The organism is Nibrella saemangeumensis (genome assembly GCF_039541915.1).
GTDB classification, from domain to species: Bacteria; Bacteroidota; Bacteroidia; order Cytophagales; family Spirosomataceae; genus Nibrella; species Nibrella saemangeumensis.
This window is the reverse complement of sequence record NZ_BAABHD010000021.1, coordinates 141,540-162,485: the sequence shown is the minus strand read 5'-3', so window position 1 is coordinate 162,485 and position 20,946 is coordinate 141,540. Positions and strand designations below refer to the sequence as shown.

General features: G+C 53.4%; 15 protein-coding genes. 8 read left to right on the top strand and 7 right to left on the bottom strand.

The features are described from left to right. Positions 1-6: 6 nt before the first annotated feature. Together ABD949_RS07450 and ABD949_RS07445 are read left to right on the top strand one after the other, a co-directional pair. Positions 7-3,837, top strand: coding sequence for a PVC-type heme-binding CxxCH protein (locus ABD949_RS07450; RefSeq protein WP_345242113.1), 3,831 nt, complete (start codon positions 7-9; stop codon positions 3,835-3,837). A 113-nt stretch (positions 3,838-3,950) separates the two neighbouring features. Then, the gene (locus tag ABD949_RS07445) at positions 3,951-5,633 is read left to right on the top strand and encodes an amino acid permease (protein ID WP_345242111.1); all 1,683 of its coding nucleotides are present in this window, start codon (positions 3,951-3,953) and stop codon (positions 5,631-5,633) included. A gap of 7 nt (positions 5,634-5,640) precedes the next feature. Here the strand turns inward: ABD949_RS07445 and ABD949_RS07440 are convergent, their stop codons facing one another. Next, positions 5,641-6,363: a class I SAM-dependent methyltransferase gene (locus ABD949_RS07440; protein WP_345242109.1), complete on the bottom strand. Its 723-nt coding sequence runs from the start codon at positions 6,361-6,363 to the stop codon at positions 5,641-5,643. 165 nt (positions 6,364-6,528) lie between these two features. Between ABD949_RS07440 and ABD949_RS07435 the strand changes: the two genes are divergently transcribed. Further along, on the top strand, positions 6,529-6,930 hold the full coding sequence (locus ABD949_RS07435) for a phage holin family protein (RefSeq protein ID WP_345242107.1): 402 nt from the start codon (positions 6,529-6,531) through the stop codon (positions 6,928-6,930). A gap of 53 nt (positions 6,931-6,983) precedes the next feature. Here ABD949_RS07435 and ABD949_RS07430 read toward each other — a convergent pair whose 3' ends face one another. From ABD949_RS07430 to ABD949_RS07405, 6 genes are all read right to left on the bottom strand, one after another. Further along, complete coding sequence (locus tag ABD949_RS07430) at positions 6,984-7,670, bottom strand: zinc metallopeptidase (RefSeq protein ID WP_345242105.1); 687 nt, start codon at positions 7,668-7,670, stop codon at positions 6,984-6,986. A gap of 118 nt (positions 7,671-7,788) precedes the next feature. After that, on the bottom strand, positions 7,789-8,274 hold the full coding sequence (gene rfaE2, locus ABD949_RS07425) for a D-glycero-beta-D-manno-heptose 1-phosphate adenylyltransferase (protein WP_345242103.1): 486 nt from the start codon (positions 8,272-8,274) through the stop codon (positions 7,789-7,791). An 8-nt stretch (positions 8,275-8,282) separates the two neighbouring features. Further along, positions 8,283-9,335: a lysylphosphatidylglycerol synthase transmembrane domain-containing protein gene (locus tag ABD949_RS07420; protein WP_345242101.1), complete on the bottom strand. Its 1,053-nt coding sequence runs from the start codon at positions 9,333-9,335 to the stop codon at positions 8,283-8,285. Positions 9,336-9,438: 103 nt separating this feature from the next. Next, entirely contained in the window at positions 9,439-9,792 is a 354-nt protein-coding gene (gene panD / locus ABD949_RS07415) for an aspartate 1-decarboxylase (RefSeq protein WP_345242099.1), read from the bottom strand. A 249-nt stretch (positions 9,793-10,041) separates the two neighbouring features. Next, on the bottom strand, positions 10,042-12,804 hold the full coding sequence (locus ABD949_RS07410; protein WP_345242096.1) for an alkaline phosphatase family protein: 2,763 nt from the start codon (positions 12,802-12,804) through the stop codon (positions 10,042-10,044). A gap of 138 nt (positions 12,805-12,942) precedes the next feature. Further along, on the bottom strand, positions 12,943-13,458 hold the full coding sequence (locus ABD949_RS07405; protein ID WP_345242095.1) for a DUF2911 domain-containing protein: 516 nt from the start codon (positions 13,456-13,458) through the stop codon (positions 12,943-12,945). Positions 13,459-13,603: 145 nt separating this feature from the next. Between ABD949_RS07405 and ABD949_RS07400 the strand changes: the two genes are divergently transcribed. The 5 genes from ABD949_RS07400 (at position 13,604) to ABD949_RS07380 (ending at position 20,777) form a co-directional block, all read left to right on the top strand. Beyond that, positions 13,604-15,409, top strand: a complete 1,806-nt coding sequence (locus ABD949_RS07400) for an acyl-CoA dehydrogenase (protein WP_345242094.1) — start codon at positions 13,604-13,606, stop codon at positions 15,407-15,409. Between the two features lie 92 nt (positions 15,410-15,501). Further along, on the top strand, positions 15,502-16,524 hold the full coding sequence (locus ABD949_RS07395; protein ID WP_345242093.1) for a YheT family hydrolase: 1,023 nt from the start codon (positions 15,502-15,504) through the stop codon (positions 16,522-16,524). Between the two features lie 79 nt (positions 16,525-16,603). Then, entirely contained in the window at positions 16,604-18,508 is a 1,905-nt protein-coding gene (gene serA, locus ABD949_RS07390) for a phosphoglycerate dehydrogenase (RefSeq protein WP_345242092.1), read from the top strand. 2 nt (positions 18,509-18,510) lie between these two features. Continuing rightward, positions 18,511-19,593 (top strand): aminotransferase class V-fold PLP-dependent enzyme, encoded by a 1,083-nt coding sequence (locus ABD949_RS07385; protein WP_345242090.1) that lies wholly within the window; start codon positions 18,511-18,513, stop codon positions 19,591-19,593. 164 nt (positions 19,594-19,757) lie between these two features. Next, positions 19,758-20,777, top strand: a complete 1,020-nt coding sequence (locus ABD949_RS07380; protein WP_345242088.1) for a hypothetical protein — start codon at positions 19,758-19,760, stop codon at positions 20,775-20,777. The last annotated feature ends 169 nt before the right edge of the window (positions 20,778-20,946 follow it).

The window sequence follows — 20,946 nt, the reverse complement described above, 5'->3', positions numbered from 1 at the left end:
CGTCCTATGCTTAGGTCAATTAGTCTATGCACCGTTCTGATCCTGATCTGTTTCGGCTGGGTAGCGCTGAAACCCAAAGAAGCTACCTCCACCGCTCCGGCCGCCGATAGCTTACTGCTTGCCAAACAGGATGAGCAGGCCGGCACTATTTCCATTTTCCGGGCCGGTGGCAACGAGCCAATCGTTACCCAGCATGCCAAAGCCGACTTCCGGCCCTATCTGCACCCCATTGTGGCTCCCGACAGCAAGGGGCTGTTGACCGAATACAGTCCGGGACACCACAAGCACCAGACCGGTCTGTACTGGGGCTTTACCAGGGTCAACGGCCGCGACTATTTCCACAACCCGCAGGGCGATTACTGGCGTCGGGTATCGGCGAAGGTGCTTCGGGCTTCTGGTCCGGAGGTGAAATGGCAAACGGTGTACGATTTGCTCGACGACAAAGGCAATGCCGTACTGACCGAAACGCAGACCTGGGTAATGCGGGCCAGGAACGGAAAATACCTGCTGGACCTGGAGTGGGCGGGTGAAGCGAAAACGGATGTGACCATCGGCAAATACGATTATGGCGGGCTGTTTCTGCGGATGCCGTGGAAAGAAGGGATTAACGGCGAGGTGATCAATGCCGCCCGCCAGCGCAACGAAAAAGCCGAAGGGCAACGCGCGATGTGGGTGGATGTGGGGATGCAGGTGGAGGGCCGGGATGATCTGGCCCACATTGCCATTTTCGATCATCCGGAAAATAAAGGGTATCCGCAGTACTGGCGGGTCGATGGTCAGTTGGGCATTGGTCCGGCGCGGGCGCGGATGGCTGACTGGACCATTAAGAAAGGCGATACCGAGGTGATTAAACATCAACTGGTTGTGTATACCGGAAAGCTGAACGACGTGGAGTTGACCGAAACCTGGAGTGCGTTCAGTGGCCAGAATTCAACCTATGCCCTGTGGGGGATTGCGCAGCAGGAGGGGCGCTCGGCGAAGTTCCTGACGCCGGAGGAGGCCGTGGCCAACATGACGGTTAAGGATGGTTTTCAGGTGAATGTCTGGGCGTCGGAGCCGATGATGACCCAGCCGATGGCTTTCTGCTGGGACGATCGGGGTCGGCTGTGGGTGGCCGAAAACCGGGATTATGAATCGCGGGGGCGCGGGTTCTCCAATGCCGGCAACAGCCGCATTCTGATTCTGGAAGACACTGACCACGACGGCAAAGCCGACAGCAAAAAGGTATTTATGGAGGGCATTGCGTTCCCGGCGGCTATTGCGGTAGGTTTCGATGGCCTATTCCTGGGCGCTCCGCCTAACTTACTGTATGTGCCTGACAAGAACGGCGACGATAAAGCCGACATGGACGATATTGAAGTCCGGCTATCCGGCTGGGGTATCCGCGATCGCCATGAAACCCTCAATAGTTTGCACTGGGGGCCGGATGGCTGGCTGTACGGACTACAGGGCTTTGCTACGCCTTCTAAAGTGAGCAAGCCGAAGGGGAAAGGTAAGTTGTACCGGCACAAGGACCCGTTTCCGGAGGACATTCTGAAAGGCGAGGGTGTCGATATTAATGGTGGCGTCTGGCGCTACCATCCCACTAAAGACCGCTTTGAGGTAGTGGCGCACGGCTTTAGCAACCCATGGGGAATCGACTACGACGCAAAAGGGCAGTTGCTGATGAGTGCCTGCGTGATCCCTCACCTTTGGCACGTCATTCCAGGGGGAATCTACCACCGGCAGGGCGGGCAGCACTTCAATCCGTACGTCTACAACGACATCAAGACCATTGCCGACCACCGCCACCGGTCGGCGCATGGCGGGGCCAGGGTCTACCAGTCGGATGCTTTTCCGAAGGAGCAGCAGGGGCGCATCTTTATGGCTAACATTCACGAACACGGTGTGCTGTCGGATGTGCTGGAACGCAAAGGCTCAGGCTTTGTGGGCCACCACGGCGACGATTTCATGATGGCCAATAATGCGCAGTGGGTGGGTTTCAGCATGGAAGTTGGGCCCGACGGCGGGCTGTACGTGCTGGACTGGCATGATGCCGATATCTGCGGCAATGAAGTCGTGAACGGCGAAACCGGCCGCATTTTCCGGATTACACCCAAGCAGTCGCTGGCCGGGAACTGGAAGGGCCGGTACGCTGATCTGACCAAAATGACCGATCAGCAACTGGTATCCCTGCAGACTAGTGGCAGTGACTGGCACGCCCGCCGGGCGCGGACTATCCTGCAAAACAGGTCGGTTAAGGACAAACTCGCTAAAAAGACGCATGACCAGCTTCGCACAATGTTCCAGACTAATGCCAACCCGGACTGGCGCTTGCGGGCCATGTGGGCGCTGCACGTAACGGGTGGGTTCAAACCGGCTGATTTGATCAAGTCGCTGAGCGATAAAGACGAATACGTACGGGCCTGGGCTATTCAACTGCTGTGCGAGGACAAAGCACCGTCGGCCGAGGCCATTGCGGCCTTCACCCGAATGGCTAAAGAGGATACTTCGCCGGTGGTGCGGCTTTACCTGGCGTCGGCCTTACAGCGTGTTGATCCGAATGCCGCCTGGCAACTGACTGAGCAACTAGTGATGCACAAAGAGGATGCTGACGACCATAACCTGCCCAAAATGCTCTGGTTCGGCCTGGAACCGCTGGCGAAAGCAAATCCCGCACGGGCGCTGGAACTGGCCGGCCGTTGTGCCATTCCGATGATTGCCAACTTTGTAGCCCGCCGGGCCGTAGATGCCGACGCGATGGACGTTTTGGTGGCCGCGCTGGACAAAGGGCCAAAAATGCAGACCGCCATGCTGGAGGGCATGCGCGACGGCATGGAGGGCCGCTACGACCTGAAAGTCCCAACCAACTGGGCCGCTGTCTACGCTAAGCTGAAAAACGGCAACACCCGAACCGCCCAACTGGCTACGGACCTGGCGCAGCGATTCGGTGATACCGAAGCCGTGCAGAAGGCCATGACAACGCTGAAAGACAAGAGCGCACCGCTTGAACAACGCCGGCAGGCTCTGCAACTGGTAACCAACCGCAAATGGCAGGAACTCACCAGCGAACTGCCCGCTCTGCTCAGCGAACCCGCCATGCGGGCCGATGCCATCCGGTCTATTGCCGCTTTCGACAGCGAATCCCTCGGTAAACTGCTGTTGTCCCGGTACAACAATTTCAACGCGGCCGAAAAACTACAAGCGGTACAGACGCTTTCCTCGCGGCCCCGGTACGGCTGGATGCTAACGCAGTCGCTGAAGAGTAACGACATATCCAAGCGGGATGTACCGCCTTACGTAGCCCGCCAACTGTTGCGGGTAGTCGGCAGCGGGTTCGTGGAGGTGTACGGGCCGATTGAGCAGTCGGGTACCGACGAGCGGGCCTACGCCAAATACCAGCGCCTGCTGACGGCCAAAGCCGTCGGCAGCGCTGATCCCATTAAAGGACATACCGTTTTCCAGCGCACCTGCGGAAGCTGTCATAAGATGTACGGTGAAGGCGGGGTGATCGGCCCCGACCTGACCGGCTCCAACCGCGCCAATCTGGATTACCTGCTCTTTAACGTGCTGAACCCAAGTGGAGATATTCAGGAGGATTATAAGATGGTCGTCATCACCACCCGCGACGGGCGCACCTACTCCGGCAACATCATTGGCGAAAATGACCGGCAGGTAACCATGCGCGTAGTCGGGCAGGACCCCGTGGTATTGAGCAAATCTGCTATCCAGTCGCGGGAGGTAACGCCGGTTTCGCTAATGCCTTCCGGTCTGTTTGATAACCTCACGGAAGCAGAGGTCCTGGATCTGGTTGCTTTTTTGCGGACGAAGGAGCCGGTGAAGCAGGCGCGAAAATGAGTTTATACTTCCAAGTTTCAAGATTCATGTTCCGGCAATTTTCAATGTCCGCTGACAATGGCTATTTTTAGCCCCTTGACCCCCGTAGAAAAGCTACTTCTAACGATACCTGCATGAGCGAATCTGTATTTCGTAAAAAATCTGTTCACAAAGCCGTCGCCGACGCTACCCACGGTGACTCCCAAAATCTGGTTAAAGTACTGGGCGTACGAGATCTCACTTCTTTAGGTATTGCCGCCATCATCGGAGCCGGTATTTTCAGTACCATCGGCCGGGCAAGTTTCAACGGTGGTCCGGCCGTATCGCTGTTGTTTGTCTTTACCGCCATCGCCTGCGTGTTTACCGCCCTCAGTTACGCTCAGTTTGCCTCAACGGTTCCGGTGAGTGGTAGCGCTTATACCTACGCTTATGTGTCTTTCGGAGAAATATTTGCCTGGATTATTGGCTGGGCGCTCATTCTGGAATATGCCGTCAGTAATATGGTCGTAGCCATATCCTGGTCGGAGTATTTTACGTCTATGCTCGCGGGGTTTGGGATACAGTTTCCGGCTTATCTCGGAACCGATTATGGGTCGGCGGCAACGGCCTATGAAGCCGTCCAGGCCGCCAATCGTACCGGCGTTAGCCTGAGCACATTACCCGGTAATACAGTGGCGCTGGCGCAGGCCTACGAAGCGGCTCCGCAGTTGGGCAGCCTCCGGCTCATTGCGGACCTGCCGGCCGGGTTGATTACCGTGCTGATTACGGCCCTGGTCTACATTGGTATCAAAGAGTCCCGCAATGCGAGTAACATTCTGGTGGTACTGAAACTGGCCGTTATTGGCCTGGTGATTCTGGCGGGTGCGTTTTTTGTGAGGCCGGAAAACTGGTCGCCGTTTGCGCCGAATGGCGTAGCCGGTGTACTAAGTGGCGTTGCTTCCGTGTTCTTTGCTTTCATCGGCTTCGACTCCATTTCAACGACCGCCGAGGAGTGCAAAAACCCCCAGCGTGACCTGCCCAGGGCAATGATCTACTGCCTTATCATTTGTACGGTGCTGTACGTGCTGATTACACTGGTACTGACCGGTATGGTCAATTATAAGGAACTGGGCGTTGATGATCCCCTGGCGTATGTGTTTCAGCATGTCGGTATGGATTTTATTGCCGGCGTCATTTCGGTGAGTGCCGTGGTGGCTATTACCAGCGCCCTGCTGGTATACCAGTTGGGGCAGCCGCGGATCTGGATGACTATGAGCCGCGATGGTCTTTTGTGGCCGGCATTTGCCCGGATTCATCCGCGTTACCGGACGCCATCGTTCGCTACCATTGTAACCGGATTTCTGGTGGCAATTCCGTCGCTGTTTCTGGATATGCAGTTCTTTATCGACCTGACCAGCGTCGGCACGTTTTTCGCTTTTATCCTGGTTTGCGCGGGGATTCTGTATCTGGATGCCAAAGGAATTTCAAAGCAGTCGAAGTTCAAGGTGCCGTATGTCAACGGGAAATATATTATTGGTATCGGGCTGGTGGTGGCGCTGGTATTTGCCTGGCAGAGCGGCACGTTGCTGACGGGTATTCAGGCCAAGCCGCTCCTGGCGTTCTTCTGGCTCACCTGGACCGTGCTATCCGTACTGGCATTCCGGCACAACTTCTCGCTGCTCCCCGTAATGGGTATTTTGACCAACCTATATTTGATGACTGAATTGGGCATCAGCAACTGGATGATCTTCATCATCTGGCTGTTCATTGGTCTGATCATCTACTTCTCATACGGTTATAAAAAAAGCCGGCTGGCCGAGAAAGAAGTGCTGACGTAAAAAATAGTTACTTCCCAAAAAACAGTATATGCTGCTGCGGCAGCGACTTATTGACGTTCAGCAGGCGCAGGCCCACCGACTTCATTTCGCTGTTGGCCTGCGCCACGCTCATTTTATGGAGGGGTTTGATTGGCACATCCGGATCTTCGGCGCGGTATTCGACCAGCACGACGCGGCCACCGGGTTTCAGGGCCTGCACAATGTTTGTCATCATTTCCCGGGGGTGCGAGAACTCGTGATAGGCATCAACCATCAACGCCATATCGATGCTGTTGGGCGGGAGTTTTGGGTTATCAATGGTACCCAATACTGGTTCTACGTTGGCCGTTTTATTCTTTTGCTTTCTCTGGTTCAGGTAATCAATCATTTCGGGCTGAATATCCACGGCTAATACGCGGCCCTGCGGTACAGTGGGGGCAATCCGGAAGCTGAAGTAACCCGTGCCGGCCCCGATGTCGGCCACTACATCAGTGGGTTTCAGATCAAGGGCATTTAGTAGCAGGTCGGTCCGTTCTTCCTGTTCGCGTTCCGGCCGTTCCAGCCAGGCCGCTCCCAGGTGGCCCATTACCTGCGCAATTTCACGGCCCAGGTAAACCTTACCGACACCATCCCGGCTGGCGCTGCGGTACTGGTAAACGCCGGTACTGTCGGCGGTATTAGCCGTTTGGCGGGTTGTCTGCCGGTCGCAGTTGATCACGAACAATAGCAGGATAAATAGCATACGAAGCATACGCAGAGAGTAGTTTAAGCGGTAACTCTTTGTAAAGCACAAAGGATTATTCAGTCCGTATGCTTTTTTCTCTGAACATACACCGAATGATTTTGGTATAACTGGTATTCTTTCATTTGTCGGGAAATAGTTGTTATCTTTAAATAAACCAATCCGTCATTTTTTATGAATTTTATACTGCATTTGCTGCTCGATGCGGCTATTATATTCGGTCTGGCGTATGTTATGCCCCAGGTAGAGGTTAAAAACTTTGGGACCGCGCTCATCGTGGCCGTGCTGCTGGCCCTGCTCAATTTTCTGATCGGCTGGATCTTCCGGTTTCCGCTCAATCTGGTGACCTTTTTCCTGCTGACCGGCATCGTGCGGATTATTGTTACCGCCATCATTCTGAAACTTATCGACAAGATGTTGCCAAGCTTCCGGATCGACGGCTTTTGGCCCGCGCTGGTGATTGCTATTGTTGTAGCCGTTGTCGGGGTGTTGATTGACCGCTCACTGGCTCCTCCTGAGTACGTTCAGGAAGGTGGGCAGCAAGTTCTTCGCAGCTTCCAGCTCTTGATTGGCTAAAAACAAAAAGCCCCCGACGCTCGGGGGCTTTTTTATATATCATTCAAACGGGATTAGTCGCTCCGACGGGCACCCATCAGGATGCTCACGTAGTACAGCAGCGTGGCCAGTGAACCAATAGCGGCAACCACGTAGGTCATCGCGGCCCACCACAAGGCGTTCTTTGCGTACCCGAACTCGCGCTGGTTAACAATACCCCGATTCTGAATCCAGGCCAAGGCACGCCGGCTGGCATCGAACTCAACCGGCAGCGTTATAAAACTGAACAGCGTCGTTAGCGCAAATAAGCCAACCCCAATCGTCAGCGGCAATATGCTGGTGTTAATCATCAGGATACCGATCAGAATAATCCACTGCATATAGCTGGAGGCTATCGACAGGACCGGTACCATGGCCGAGCGGAACTTCAGCGGTCCATACGCCGTTGCATGCTGCACCGCGTGACCGCACTCGTGCGAGGCAACGGCCGCAGCCGCTACCGAGCGACCATAATATACGTCGGCGCTCAGGTTTACGGTCTTGTCCTGCGGATTATAGTGGTCGGTCAGCATGCCTTCCACCGACACCACCCGCACGTCGTAGATGCCGTTTTCGTTCAGCATCTTCTGGGCAATTTCGGCCCCGCTGAGGCCGTTGCTTAGCCCGATCTGTGAGTATTCGTTAAACTTACTCTTGAGCCGCCAGCTTACAAAAAGGCTGACAAGCATCACCACTATACCGATTACATATGCACCTAACATAGTCTTTGTAGTTTCCTGGTTTTAGGTTAATGAACGGCCAAACTTGCTAACCGTTCATTAAAAAAACAATTTTTGCTCAGAATTCATTTCACCGTTGGTAAAGTCTGTTTACCATTAGTCACGCCGAATAGATCTTCGTTATTTTCTCGATCAGGGAAGAGGTGGAATATCCTTTCACTAACGGTACCGTCTGCACACTTCCTCCCTGCTGAATAACGAAATCTGCCCCAACGATGTTTTCGGCCGTGTAATCATCGCCCTTCACCAGAATATCCGGCCGAACGGCCCGGATCAATTCCAGCGGGGTGGGTTCATCAAAGAGCGTTACGGCGTCGACAAACGCCAGCGCAGCCATTAGCCGGGCGCGGGCATATTCGTTCACCACGGGCCGCAGCGGGCCTTTCAGCCGACTGACGGAGGCATCGGTATTCAGGCCCAGAATGAGTTTGTCGCCGAGGTTACGGGCTTTTTCGAGGTAGTCGATATGGCCCAGGTGGACGATATCAAAGCAGCCATTGGTGAATACTACACGCTGCCCTTCCGTCCGCCATTGGACTGCCAGTTGCACGGCTTCCTCGCGGGTAAGAATCTTCGAATCAGTCATTGGTCGTGTTATTTGCTGCCGACGGCGGCCGGCTGCTCCTGACGGGTGACCGTATTATTACCGGCTTTCAGCAGCACAATCACAAAGGCAATGCCGCCGTAAAGGAGTACGGTCATCGTCTGCACCGCCCAGATAAACGTAGCCAGCAAGCCACCGTCTTTGCTCTCCAGGCCGTACAGAACCAGCACACTGCCCACCAGAATCTGAAAGGAGCCCGTACCGCCGGGGGTAGGGGTGGTCATTCCGATAGCGCCCACCACCAGGATGGTCAAACCAGCCAGAATACCCAGACCGCTGGTTTCGGGTACCGCAAAAAACAGCACGTACGACATCAGGTAGTACAGCGTCCAGATCAATACGGTGTGAAACAGAAAACCGCCCGGATTTTTCAGTCGGCGGACGCTGGTCAGCCCCTCGAGCAAGCCTATGAGAAATTTTTCCACTTTCTGGTAGAACGGCTTTTGACGCAGCACATCTTTATACCGGGAGAATAACACCCAGGCTACAATGACGAGCCCAAGTAACCCCCCCGCGAGCAGGAGCAGCATTGTAGTGTTGCTGTTTTGACCGGTTCCGCCCAGTTTATCCGTAAAGAGACTAATAAAGAAGGTGCTGAGACGGTTAAATTCCAGCAGGAACGTCAGGCCGATAAGCACCAGCAGCATCAGTACATCGATGATTCGCTCGGCCACCACGGTGCCGAAGCTGACGTTTACCGGCACCCCTTCCAGCCGGTTCAGGGTACCGCAGCGGGTCACCTCACCCAGTCGGGGCACCAGCGTGTTAGCAAAGTACCCCGTCATGACGGCTAACACCGCATTCTGGGCGGTGGGCTTATAACCAACCGGCTCCATGAGCATACGCCACCGCATAGACCGGCTCCAGTGCGCCACAAACGCCAGAGCGGCTGAGATCAGAACGAAGCGGTAATCGGCCTGGCGGAAACGGTCAACAATTTCATCGATGCGGATACCACTGTATTGGAAAAAGAGCCAGAGAAGACCGGCGGCCAAGCCGAGTGATACAAGCAGTTTTATTAAATCTTTTACACTAAACTTCATTTTTCTATGTCAAATCTATATGCTCTGAAAGGATTAAGCCATATTCCGTCCAAAGTAACAGAATATGGCTTAATCCTTTTGTGAATATTTGTAAACGGCACCATCAGCCTTTGACAAGCCGGTTGTTTTCATCCGGAAAGACCACAGTCGGCTTGTGCGTTTTTGCTTCTTCGGGTGTCATCATGGCATAGGCAATAATAATGATAATATCGCCAACCTGCGCTCGCCGGGCGGCCGCTCCGTTGAGGCAGATAATGCCGGAGCCGCGGTCGCCTTTGATCACGTACGTAATCAGCCGCTCTCCGTTGTTATTATTAACGATATGCACCTGTTCGTTCTCCATAATGCCGGCCGCATCCATCAGATCTTCATCAATGGTAATGCTGCCGACATAGTTTAGTTCGGCCTGGGTAACCTTAACACGGTGAATTTTTGACTTTAATGCAGTAATGAACATGGTTGTGCTGGTAAAACGGCTGCAAAGGTAAGGCAATCCGTTCAATCGCTAAAACAGGTGGCCGAATGGGTTGGTTCCGCCGTCCAGGTCAGCATCTCTGCCAACCTGGTGCTCGTCCGCGTTTGCAACGCGAGACGGGCGAGGTTCGCGTCTGTGACGCGCAAATATCCGTGCTTCTGCTACCAGCTAGTACACGCGCGCATTACAAATGCGCACCTCACCCGTCTCGCGATACAATCGTGGACGAGCTTACTGCTTTTTGCGCTTTTTCTTCGCCTGCTCGTCGTCTTCCTGCCGGCGTTTTTGCATGGTTTCGGTGCGGTCGAGTTCTTCCGATTCGGCGAAGGCTTTCCAGTCGAATTTTTCGTCGAAGGGGTCAAGAGCTTTTTGTGGGTCAAATACGCGGGCGTCGACGGGCACAGCGCGGTAGGGGGTGAAGTCAGGCTGGTCGGTGAACAGGTCGGATAGGTCGGTAGCTCCGGCATCGTACTGGTTCAGGTAGGGCATGCCCAGGATATGCCAGAAGGTTTTGAAGACACTGCCGAAGCTATAGTGCCCATGCCCGACGTAGTTCTTTTTGGCGTAGGGTGAAATGACCAGCAGCGGACTTCGGTGCGCGTCGATGTGGTCTACGCCACCCTGCGGATCGTCTTCCAACACGAAAATAGCCATATTCTTCCAGTAGGGGGACCGGGATAGAAATTCAATGGCCCGTCCTACGGCTAAATCATTGTCTGTCATGTAACTCTCCGTAAAAGGGAAACCGGCTTTGGGGCGTTCGCGGGTTCCGTGGTCATTGGGTAGCATCAGGGTAATCATGGAGGGCAGCGTTTTGCCGTCACCAACCCATTTCTCGTTGAATTCTTTAATGAACAAATCCGTCCGGAACTGGTCCGGAATGGCCATGTTATAAGTGGGAAAGATGCGCGACGAGCGGTCGTACAGCGGAGCGGGTAGCGGGTAATTTATGGTGTACTTTTCGCCGATGTACTTCATGGTGCTGTCGCTGTAGGCAGCCGCCATCTCGACCCCAAAGCCGAAGTTGAAGAATTCCTTGCCGTGCTGCTCCAGGTGCTCCCACATGGAACCAGCTTCGTTGTAATCCTCCGGATAGATGGAGCCGGCTGAGCCGTAAAAGGCCAGGTTTCCTGGCGCGTTGGAGCTGTCGCGCTGGTTACGCCTGCCCCCGTAGGCAGCTGCGGTGCCGGTTTCAACCCACTCATTCGGGTAAGTGTTCACCATCCAGCGGTGGCCGTCGGCTGATACGTCGGCGTCGCAGTAAAAGTTGTCCGACATGGCAAATCGCTGTGCCAGCGCCAGGTGATTCGGCATTACAGTAACCTTGCTCACCGACCGGGCTTTGTCGCGGCTGGTAAAGGAAACATCACGGCCATAGCGGGCCAGCGTGGGGGCTCCCTGACCGCCGGTTACCTGCCCGAATATTTCGTCGTAGGTGCGGTTCTCCTTAGCAATAAAGACAATGTGTTTAATCGGCGATTCTTTGTGTCGGGGATACAGCGGAATGGGATTGGTATGGCGGCCGGTTGGGACCGGCGAGAAGCGGAAGTTATTGCCCATCACCTGCCGGGTTTCGGTGGCTAGTTGCGCATCGGCGGGAATATCAATCACGGAAACAGTTCCTTTCATCAACCCACCGATGTAGCTGCCTTCCGGTCCCATCTGGAAGTTTTTGCCACCGTTGGGTCCGCTGCCGAAACCTTTGGCATTGGCGACAATCAGCTTTTTACCGTCCAGACTCACCTTCAGTTTCGACGGAAACCAGCCGGTCGGGATATGGCCGATCACCTGCATGGTGGGTACATCAATTACGCCTACGGCATTGATACCCGCTTCGGCTACGTACAGCCGCTTGCCGTCTGGCGACAGGGCTACTCCAAACGGAATAACACCCCGCCATTTACCCAGCCGGGTATCGGGCGAGAGCGGAATGTTGCGTACCACGGTATCTTTTTTGATATCGATGACCGAAATGCAGTCGTTGTTGCCGTTGCTGACAAAAACGTACTGGTCAGTAGCCACCACGGAATTAGGACTGGAGCCACCGATGGCCGGAAAGTCTTCGATTAGTTGCCCCACCAGAAAGCCGGTTTTAATTTTCGCCCGTACCTTCGGCTGATTGCCCAGTGAGATGCTCCAGACCGAAAATGCTTCGGGGACGTTGGGATCACCCAGCGCCGGAATACCTTTCTCGGGTACCCCTTCCTTCATTTCTCTGGAGCCGTATTTCGACGCCGGCCAGTTATGGGCGGTCTCTTTCAGGTTCTTCCGATCCAGGTCGGTGAAGGGTTTATACTCGAATACGCCGACATTGGCAACGTAGGCTGTCTTTTCGTCCGGAGATAAGGTGATGCCGAACGGATACCGGCCGGTGGGCACATTGTGCAGAATGTTGCGGCTGGCTACGTCGATCACCAGCATCCGGAACCCAATCTGGTCTACGGCGTACAGGGTACGGCCGTCGCGGCTCAGCACCATATCACCAATATAACCATGCGAGTAGTCGGCACTGCCTGTCTTGACGGAGCAGTTAATCGATCCGACCCCTTTGCCGGTGGCCAGATCGAAGACAAAGATCTTGTTGGTTTCGCCACCGGCCACATACACGGTCCTGTTATCCGGCGTAATGGCCAGGCCCATAAAACAGGCTTCCAGCATCCCTTTATCATTCTTAGCGCCTTCGGGTATCTGCCGGACCTGTGGATTGGCTGTTAGTATGTTCCGGAGTATGGAAATAGAAAATGGAGAGGTCCCCGAATTGGCCGTTACCACCGTTTGCCCATCGGGGCTGAGCGCGAGTCCGTACGGGTGTGGAGCTGTGGTGATTTGCCGACCCCGAGGTGTCAGTAATCGGCCATTAGGCAGTACGGTAAGGCCCGTTTTATTAATTTTAGCGTATTCAGTGCCCGCCGGGGCGGAGATGAGAAAGCGGGGCTGGGCCTGAAGTGTAGCGAATACGACAGACAGAAGGACAGACGTAAATAGATTTTTCATAGGTCAGGGTTGACAAGGGAGGCAGTAACTGCAAATAAAAGAGCTAAGCAAATGCTTTTGGACAGCTAAGCCATTCTTTTACAAAAAAATAAAGCCTGACTGCAATAGCCAGGCTTTATCAGAATAAGCAAAGGTATCTTACTTGATCGGTACAGCAACCATCGTTTTGTCCCAGGCGATGGTCAACTGGTTGTCGGTTGGCGTGATCGTCAGTTTTTCGGCGACTTCGCTGCTAGTTTTGGCCGGAACCTTCACGCTGGCAACATCCTGACCCTTGTTTTTCTCGTAGTCGTAAGCACCCCACTGGCCAAGCTTACCATTCAGGATAACGGTCCATTCTTTTTCGTTGGGGATGGTAAATAGGGTGTAGGTGCCCGCTTTTACCGGCTTGCCACCGAAGTTCACATCTTTGGCAAAAGTGATCTCGGTTGCTTCGTTAGCACCCGTGCGCCATACTTTACCGTACTTTTCCAGGCTGGTTGAGCCCTCAGGACCAAAGATTACCCGACCTTTCTTGGACGGTTGACCGTACTTTACTTTGATGTTTTTGCTGGGGCTTTCTGCCGTTACGGCAGGGCTAGGCTTGGTGCCCTGAGCATACACAAAAGAAACCGTCAGGAAAAGAGCGACCAGGATTGCACTCAGTTTTTTCATGATACTTGATTATTTATTGGTTACGTGGCATTAACATACAAAGTAAACGATAAATTTTTCGGTGGTGTATAATTTTGCACAGTAAAAAAAGTATTTTTACCGAAATTGGTATGCTTGCATACCATTAATAAAAAGACCACATCTTATGGCGACTACCTATTTCAGTAAGCGAAATCTGCGCTTTCTTTTATACGAAGTGTTCGATGCAGAACAACTTACCCGATACCCCTATTTCGAAGCGCATGACCGCGAAACCTTTAACCTCGTACTGGAATCAGCGACGCAGATAGCCGATACGCTGATGCACCCGTATGTGAAAGACGTTGATAAAAACCAGCCGGAGCTGAAAGACGGCAAAGTAACCGTACACCCAAAAATCAGGGAATACCTGACTGCTATGGGCGAGGCTGGTCTCATTGGTGCTGGTTTTTCTTTTGAACACGGTGGGCAGCAACTGCCCGAGCTGATCAATGCTTCCCTCGGCTTTATCCTGATGGCTGCCAATAACGGCATGATGTATATCGGCCTGACATCGGGAGCCGCTCACCTGATTTCGTCGTTCGGAACACCAGACTTGCAGGAAACGTATGTGCCTAATATGCTGTCCGGCAAATGGCAGGGCACCATGGCGCTGACCGAGCCGCAGGCAGGTAGTTCGCTGTCGGATGTGATAACTACCGCCGTTCCGCAGCCAGACGGAACTTACAAAATTAAAGGCCAGAAGGTATTCATCTCGGCCGGTGACCATGATGCCGCCGATAACATCATTCATCTGATGCTGGCCCGCATTGAAGGTGCTTCCAAAGGCACCAAGGGTATTTCGCTGTTTGTAGTGCCCAAATACCGCCCGGACGGAAATGGCGGCTTTACCGATAATGACGTAACCTCGACTGGGGTCTACCACAAAATGGGGCAGAAGGGCGTACCGGCTATGCACCTGACTATGGGTGAGCGCGACGACTGCGTTGGCTGGCTGGTTGGGCAGCAGCACCAGGGCCTGCCTTATATGTTTCAGATGATGAATGAGGCCCGCATTGGTGTCGGGATGACGGCGGCCGCCATTGCCACGGCTGCCTACTATGCCGCGCTGCAATACGCTAAGGAACGCCCGCAGAGTCGCCGGCTGAACGATAAGAATTTGCTGGACTCTCCCCAGACGCCGATCATCAATCACCCCGACGTACGCCGGATGCTATTGTTCCAGAAATCAGTAGTGGAAGGTTCGCTGGCGATTCTGCTGGAATGCTCGCGACTGTCGGACCTGATTCATGTAACAGAAGGCGAGGAGCGCGAAACCTACCAGTTGCTGCTCGACCTGCTGACACCGATTGCCAAAACCTATCCCTCTGAAATGGGTGTGCAGTCGGTGAGTCAGAGTATGCAGACGCTGGGCGGCTACGGCTATACCGAAGACTTCCCGGTTGAGCAACTCTACCGCGACATCCGCATTACCCCAATTTACGAAGGCACCACGGGCATTCAGGCGCAGGACCTGCTGGGCCGGAAGGTGACCATGAAAGGAGGGAAGGCCCCACAACTGCTCTTCGCCGAAATCCGCAAGACTATTGCCGAAGCCTCCACCCACGACGACCTGAAATCCTACGCTGATATGCTGGAAGGCGAGTTGACGCGCATTCAGGAGGTAACCATGAGCCTGCTGCCGTTTGCCGGACAGGGCAATTACGAGCGCTTTTTGGCCGATGCTACCCTGTACCTGGAACTGTACAGCATCGTTACCATTGCCTGGCAGTGGCTGAAGCAGGCCGTTGTTGCCAAGCAGGCCCTACTGACCCAGAATCCGCAAGGCGACGAGCTGGCTTTCTACGAAGGTAAGCTGCATACCATGAAGTATTTCTTCCACTACGAAGTGCCCAAGACACTCGGCCTTGCTAAGCGTCTCCAGGACACCGAGGTGCTGACGATTGTGTCGGAAAAGGAACTTGCGCTTTAATTTGACAGAAGAGACAAGCAAAAGGAGTGAGGGAGCATTGCTTTCTCCTCCTTTTCTATTTTATCCTACCTTTGCGGCATAGTTCGTTTTGTATGCCGCTGATTGAGCCTTCAAGCTACCGGCCGCCTGCCCGTCTTTGGAACGGCCACCTGCAAACCATCGTTCCGTCGCTGTTCCGGCGCGTAACGGTCAACTACCTGCGTGAACGCCTTGAAACGCCCGATGATGATTTTCTGGATCTGGATTGGGCGTTTGCCTTAGTAGGCAGTAGGCAGTTGGCAGTTGCCCCTGTGCCAACTGCCAACCGCCCACTGCCTACTAAGGACTGCCCACTGGTAATCCTCTCCCACGGTCTCGAAGGTGATTCCAGCCGGCCGTATGTGGCGGGTATGGTACGGCATCTGACGCAGCACGGGTTTGATTGCCTGGCCTGGAACTTCCGGTCGTGTAGTGGTGAGATGAACCGGCAACTGCGATTTTACCACAGTGGAGCCACCGACGACCTTAACTATGTGGTGCAGTTTGCCATTGGTAAGGGGTATAAAAATATTTCGCTGATTGGCTATAGTCTGGGCGGTAATCTCACGCTGAAGTACATCGGGGAGCGGGGCCATGCCCTGCCGGGTGAAGTGAAGAAAGCCGTTGCGTTTTCGGTACCGCTCGACCTGGCCGCCAGTAGTGTTATGATCGACCGCGGCTTCTCCCGGGTCTACCTCCGGCGATTCCTGCGACACCTCCAGGCGAAGGTCGTTGGCAAAGAAAAATTGTTTCCCGAAAAAATATCTTCCAAAGACTACCGCCGGGTTCGTACTTTTGCGGACTTCGACGATCGGTATACGGCACCTCTGCACGGTTTTCGCAACGCACAGGATTACTACCAGCAGAATAGTTCCATCCGGTTTTTGCGGGGAATCGCCATACCAACACTCATCATCAACGCTAAAAACGATCCGTTACTGGCTCCGGAATGTTATCCGGAGAACCTGGCTCGGGAACTACCGAACGTCTATATGGAGTTTCCTGAGCAGGGCGGCCACTGCGGCTTTCCATCCAGCGACCCCGTTAATGGGGTGTATTGGTCGGAGCAGCGGGCATTGGCGTTCTTAACCAGTTAAGCACATCTTCAACAAACGATAGAAGAACCTCAAAAATGACTAGTGACTCGGCTTTTGTTGAATTGGAAACTTACGCTTTATGTTAACCAAACCACTGGAACAAACGTATTTCGTCATCGACTTTGACAGTACGTTTACCAAAGTTGAAGCCCTCGATGTGCTGGGCGAAATCTCCCTGGCGGGCCGTCCCGATCGGGATGACGTACTGGATCAGATCAAGGCCATTACCGACCGCGGCATGGCCGGCGAAATCTCCCTGTCTGAATCACTCCGCCTGCGGCTGAAACTGCTTAACGCCCATCGCGACCACCTTCCTGCACTGGTTGAAACGCTGACCGGCAAGGTGTCCGATTCTTTTCAGCGCAACCGGGTATTCCTGACCGACCATGCCGACCAGATCTATGTGGTATCGAGCGGGTTTAAGGAGTTTATCGTACCTATTGTAACTCCGCTGGGTATTAAGGAAGACCATGTCTTTGCCAATACGTTTGAGTTTGACGAAGCCGGAAATATCATCGGCTGTGACTGTACCAATCCGCTCTCGATGGATAAAGGGAAAGTGCAGCTCATCCGCGACCTGAACCTCGACGGCGACGTGTACGTTATCGGAGATGGCTATACCGATTATGAAATTAAAGAAGCTGGTCTGGCCAACCGGTTCTACGCGTTTACCGAAAACGTTATGCGTCCAACTGTGATTGAAAAAGCAGATCATATTGCTCCTTCGCTCGATGAGTTCTTATACCACAACAAATTGAGCCGGAGCCAGTCGTATCCCAAGAGCCGCATCAAAGTGCTGCTGCTGGAAAACGTTCACCCGGTGGCCGTGAATTTGTTTGAGCAGGAAGGATTTAAAGTTGAAATCCGGAAAGGGGCGCTGGATGAGGATGAACTCATCGAAGCTATCCGCGATGTTTCTATCCTGGGTATACGGTCGAAAACGCAGGTAACACGACGGGTGCTGGAGAATGCCAATAAACTGATGACCATCGGTGCTTTCTGCATCGGTACCAACCAGATTGATCTGAAGACCTGTATGGAGCGCGGGATTGCTGTGTTCAATGCACCGTACAGCAACACCCGGTCGGTGGTTGAACTGGCCATTGGTGAAATCATCATGCTCATCCGGAATATTGTCCCGAAAAGCAACCAGATGCATCAGGGTGATTGGGATAAGTCGGCCAAAAACAGCTTTGAAGTTCGTGGCAAGAAACTGGGCCTGATCGGGTATGGCAACATCGGTACCCAATTATCCGTGGTAGCCGAGGCCCTGGGTATGGAGGTGTACTTCTACGATGTGGTTGACAAACTATCCCTGGGTAATGCCCGTAAATGCAAATCTCTTGATGAACTGCTGGCCATTGCCGACATCATCAGCATGCACGTAGACGGCCGCCCCGACAACAAAAACCTGATCGGCAAGCGGGAATTCGACCGGATGAAGAACGGCGTGCTGTTCCTGAATCTGGCCCGTGGTCACGTCGTTGATGTGCCGGCGTTAGTAGAGGCTCTGAAAAGCGGTAAAGTAGGGGGTGCGGGCGTCGATGTGTTCCCGCATGAGCCAAAGACCAATCAGGAAGAGTTTGTCAGCGAATTACGCGGTTTTTCGAATGTGATTCTGACGCCCCACATCGGTGGCAGCACCGAAGAGGCTCAGGAAAACATCGGCAACTTTGTGCCGGGCAAACTGCTCGAGTACATCAACAACGGCAGCACTTACGGCAGCGTAAATTTCCCCGAACTGCAACTGCCCCTGCTGAAAGATTCACACCGGCTGCTGCATATCCATGCCAACGTGCCGGGTATCATGGGTCGGATCAATCAGATCTTTGCCAAACACGATATCAACATACGCGGTCAGTACCTGAAAACTACCGAAAGCATCGGTTATGTAATCACCGATATCGCCAAGAACTACTCCGAAGAAGTAGTGGAGGAACTGAAGCGGATTGAGCATACGATAAAGTTCAGGCTGTTGTATTAAAAATGAAACAAACCTACTTTACTCCTGGTCCGGCCGAGCTGTATCCGACGTTTTACCAGCACCTGCAAACGGCGCTGGATGAACAGATTGGATCAATTTCGCACCGGAGCCAGCGTTTCCGCGATATTTACCGCTACACCGACGAACAACTTCGGACACTGCTCAGCGTCCCGGCCTCGCATGCCATTCTGTTTACGGGCTCTGCTTCCGAAATCTGGGAGCGCATTCTGCTGAACTGTGTGGAGCACGAAAGCTTTCACCTGGTCAACGGCTCGTTCTCGCGCAAATTTTATGACTATGCCAAAGCACTGCATAAGTACGCGCACCTCGCTGAAAAGCCGTTTGGCGAAGGGTTCGACTACGCCGATGTAGAGGTACCCGAGTATGCCGAACTGGTTTGTGTGACGCATAACGAAACGTCGTCCGGGGTGCAGATGCGAACGCCGGAAATTCATAAGCTGAAGCGGAAATTCAATAAAAAGTTGTTTGCGGTGGATATGGTATCGTCGGCTCCGTATCCGGATCTGGACTTCAGTGTGATTGACTCCGCCTTTTTTTCGGTGCAAAAGGCCTTTGGGATGCCGGCCGGGCTCGGTGTCTGGATTGTGAATGACAAATGTCTGGAGAAAGCCGAACGGTTGCAACGGTACGAAGGCTGCGTCATCGGCGCCCACCATACGCTGCCGGTGCTTTGGAAAAATTACCAGACGTTTGAAACGCCGGCTACGCCTAACGTGCTGGGCATTTACCTGCTCGGCAAGATTGCCGAAGATTTTAATGCCATCGGTATTGATGCCCTCCGTCGGCAGACAGAAGAAAAAGCCCGGATGCTGTATAAATTCCTCGATAGCAGTGACAGTTACGAGCCGTTCGTAAAGGAGGAGCGGCACCGGTCGCAAACCGTGGTGGTGGCGAAAACGAAAAAGCCCTCCGCCGAGGTGATCAGCGCGGTAAAGCAGGCGGGTATGGTAATCGGCAGTGGTTATGGCAAGTTCAAGGAGTCGCAGATTCGTATCGCAAACTTTCCCGCTACTTCGGCTGAACAGGTTAGTGATCTGATTAGCGAGTTGAAAAAGTTAGCGTAAATAGCGACGGTTATATACAAGAGCAGGTACTGGCAAATAGGCGTTGCCGTCCTGCTCTTTTTATTTTACCGGAATTGAATAGCGTTCTCTATAAACCTTATGGATTTGTGGGAGTTACTTTACTGTAGATAAAGTATATGTACCATTTATCCAACTCAACGACTATGAGACGATTACTAATCATGCCGGCGCTGCTGGCGTTGCTCTCGACAGTGTCGTTTGCACAGACAACGAACAGCACCAGGCCAGCCAACGAGCGACCGGTTATCAACGAGCGCACCAAACAGGATGTCCGTGAAGGTGTAAACAAGGTAGAGCAGAACGCCAAAGAAGCGGCAGGTGATGTGAAAGAAGGGGTATCGAATGCCGCTCAGGAGGTAAAAGAAGAAACGAAAGAGGCAGTACGAGATGTAAAACAGGGAGCTTCCAATGCGGCACAGGATATAAAAGAAGGCACCCGAAATACCGTGCAGGATGTAAAACAAGCTACGTCTACTGCCACTGAGGAGGTGAAAGAAGAGGTTAAGGAGGCTACGCAGGATGTGAAGGAAGGGACCCGAAACACCGTACAGGATGTGAAGGATGCTACCCGAAATACGGTGCAGGATGTGAAAGAAGGGGTATCGAATGCCACAGAGGAAGTAAAGGAGACTGCACAGGAGGTATCGCAGGATGTGAAACAAGAGGTTCGGGAGCTTCGCCGGAACGAACTGTCATGGTTCCAGCCGGGTAGTTTCTTTGCCGGCGCATCGCTGGGCTTTGGCCTGGGCCGTGGCAGCGGTACCTATCTGAACTTCCATCCGCGCATCGGTTATTTCTTCCTGCCGGGGGTGATGGCCGGTCTGCGATATGGGTTTGAAAACCGGCTCTCAACCAGCTACCGCGCCAATCAGGTGGGTGGTTTTATCCGGTATTATCCGCTAAAAGGTCGGATTAGTGCCTTTGGTGGTGTTGGGTACAATGTAGGCCGGGAGTATGCCAGCAACATTAGCGACAGTGACCGGGCCCGCTTTAACAGCATCAATCTGGAACTGGGGGCTATGGTCAGGCTCCTGCCTAATTTAGGTGGCGAAATTTCAATCGAGAATAATTATTACGACCGGGTAAATGCCCTGGCAGGTCGGAACCTGGGCGGTCGTATTCGGTTCGGCTTTAACTATTACTTTGGCCGGGCCAATCCGTAAGGCTTGACGTAAATCATGATGGCCATAATAAAAGCCGGACTGCTATGGTCCGGCTTTTTTATTGCAACCACAGGATTTATAAAGCAAGTCGGAAGCTGGATTTATTAGCCCTGGATTGGTGTTATTCTATAGGGACGGTGTGCTGGTGATACGTGTGTTTTTCCGCCGT

Coding starts and splice junctions, on each gene's coding strand:
- ABD949_RS07450 (WP_345242113.1), top strand. CDS start 7: ATGCTTAGGTCAATTAGTCTATGCACCGTTCTGATCCTGATCTGTTTC.
- ABD949_RS07445 (WP_345242111.1), top strand. CDS start 3,951: ATGAGCGAATCTGTATTTCGTAAAAAATCTGTTCACAAAGCCGTCGCC.
- ABD949_RS07440 (WP_345242109.1), bottom strand. CDS start 6,363: ATGCTTCGTATGCTATTTATCCTGCTATTGTTCGTGATCAACTGCGAC.
- ABD949_RS07435 (WP_345242107.1), top strand. CDS start 6,529: ATGAATTTTATACTGCATTTGCTGCTCGATGCGGCTATTATATTCGGT.
- ABD949_RS07430 (WP_345242105.1), bottom strand. CDS start 7,670: ATGTTAGGTGCATATGTAATCGGTATAGTGGTGATGCTTGTCAGCCTT.
- rfaE2 (WP_345242103.1), bottom strand. CDS start 8,274: ATGACTGATTCGAAGATTCTTACCCGCGAGGAAGCCGTGCAACTGGCA.
- ABD949_RS07420 (WP_345242101.1), bottom strand. CDS start 9,335: ATGAAGTTTAGTGTAAAAGATTTAATAAAACTGCTTGTATCACTCGGC.
- panD (WP_345242099.1), bottom strand. CDS start 9,792: ATGTTCATTACTGCATTAAAGTCAAAAATTCACCGTGTTAAGGTTACC.
- ABD949_RS07410 (WP_345242096.1), bottom strand. CDS start 12,804: ATGAAAAATCTATTTACGTCTGTCCTTCTGTCTGTCGTATTCGCTACA.
- ABD949_RS07405 (WP_345242095.1), bottom strand. CDS start 13,458: ATGAAAAAACTGAGTGCAATCCTGGTCGCTCTTTTCCTGACGGTTTCT.
- ABD949_RS07400 (WP_345242094.1), top strand. CDS start 13,604: ATGGCGACTACCTATTTCAGTAAGCGAAATCTGCGCTTTCTTTTATAC.
- ABD949_RS07395 (WP_345242093.1), top strand. CDS start 15,502: ATGCCGCTGATTGAGCCTTCAAGCTACCGGCCGCCTGCCCGTCTTTGG.
- serA (WP_345242092.1), top strand. CDS start 16,604: ATGTTAACCAAACCACTGGAACAAACGTATTTCGTCATCGACTTTGAC.
- ABD949_RS07385 (WP_345242090.1), top strand. CDS start 18,511: ATGAAACAAACCTACTTTACTCCTGGTCCGGCCGAGCTGTATCCGACG.
- ABD949_RS07380 (WP_345242088.1), top strand. CDS start 19,758: ATGAGACGATTACTAATCATGCCGGCGCTGCTGGCGTTGCTCTCGACA.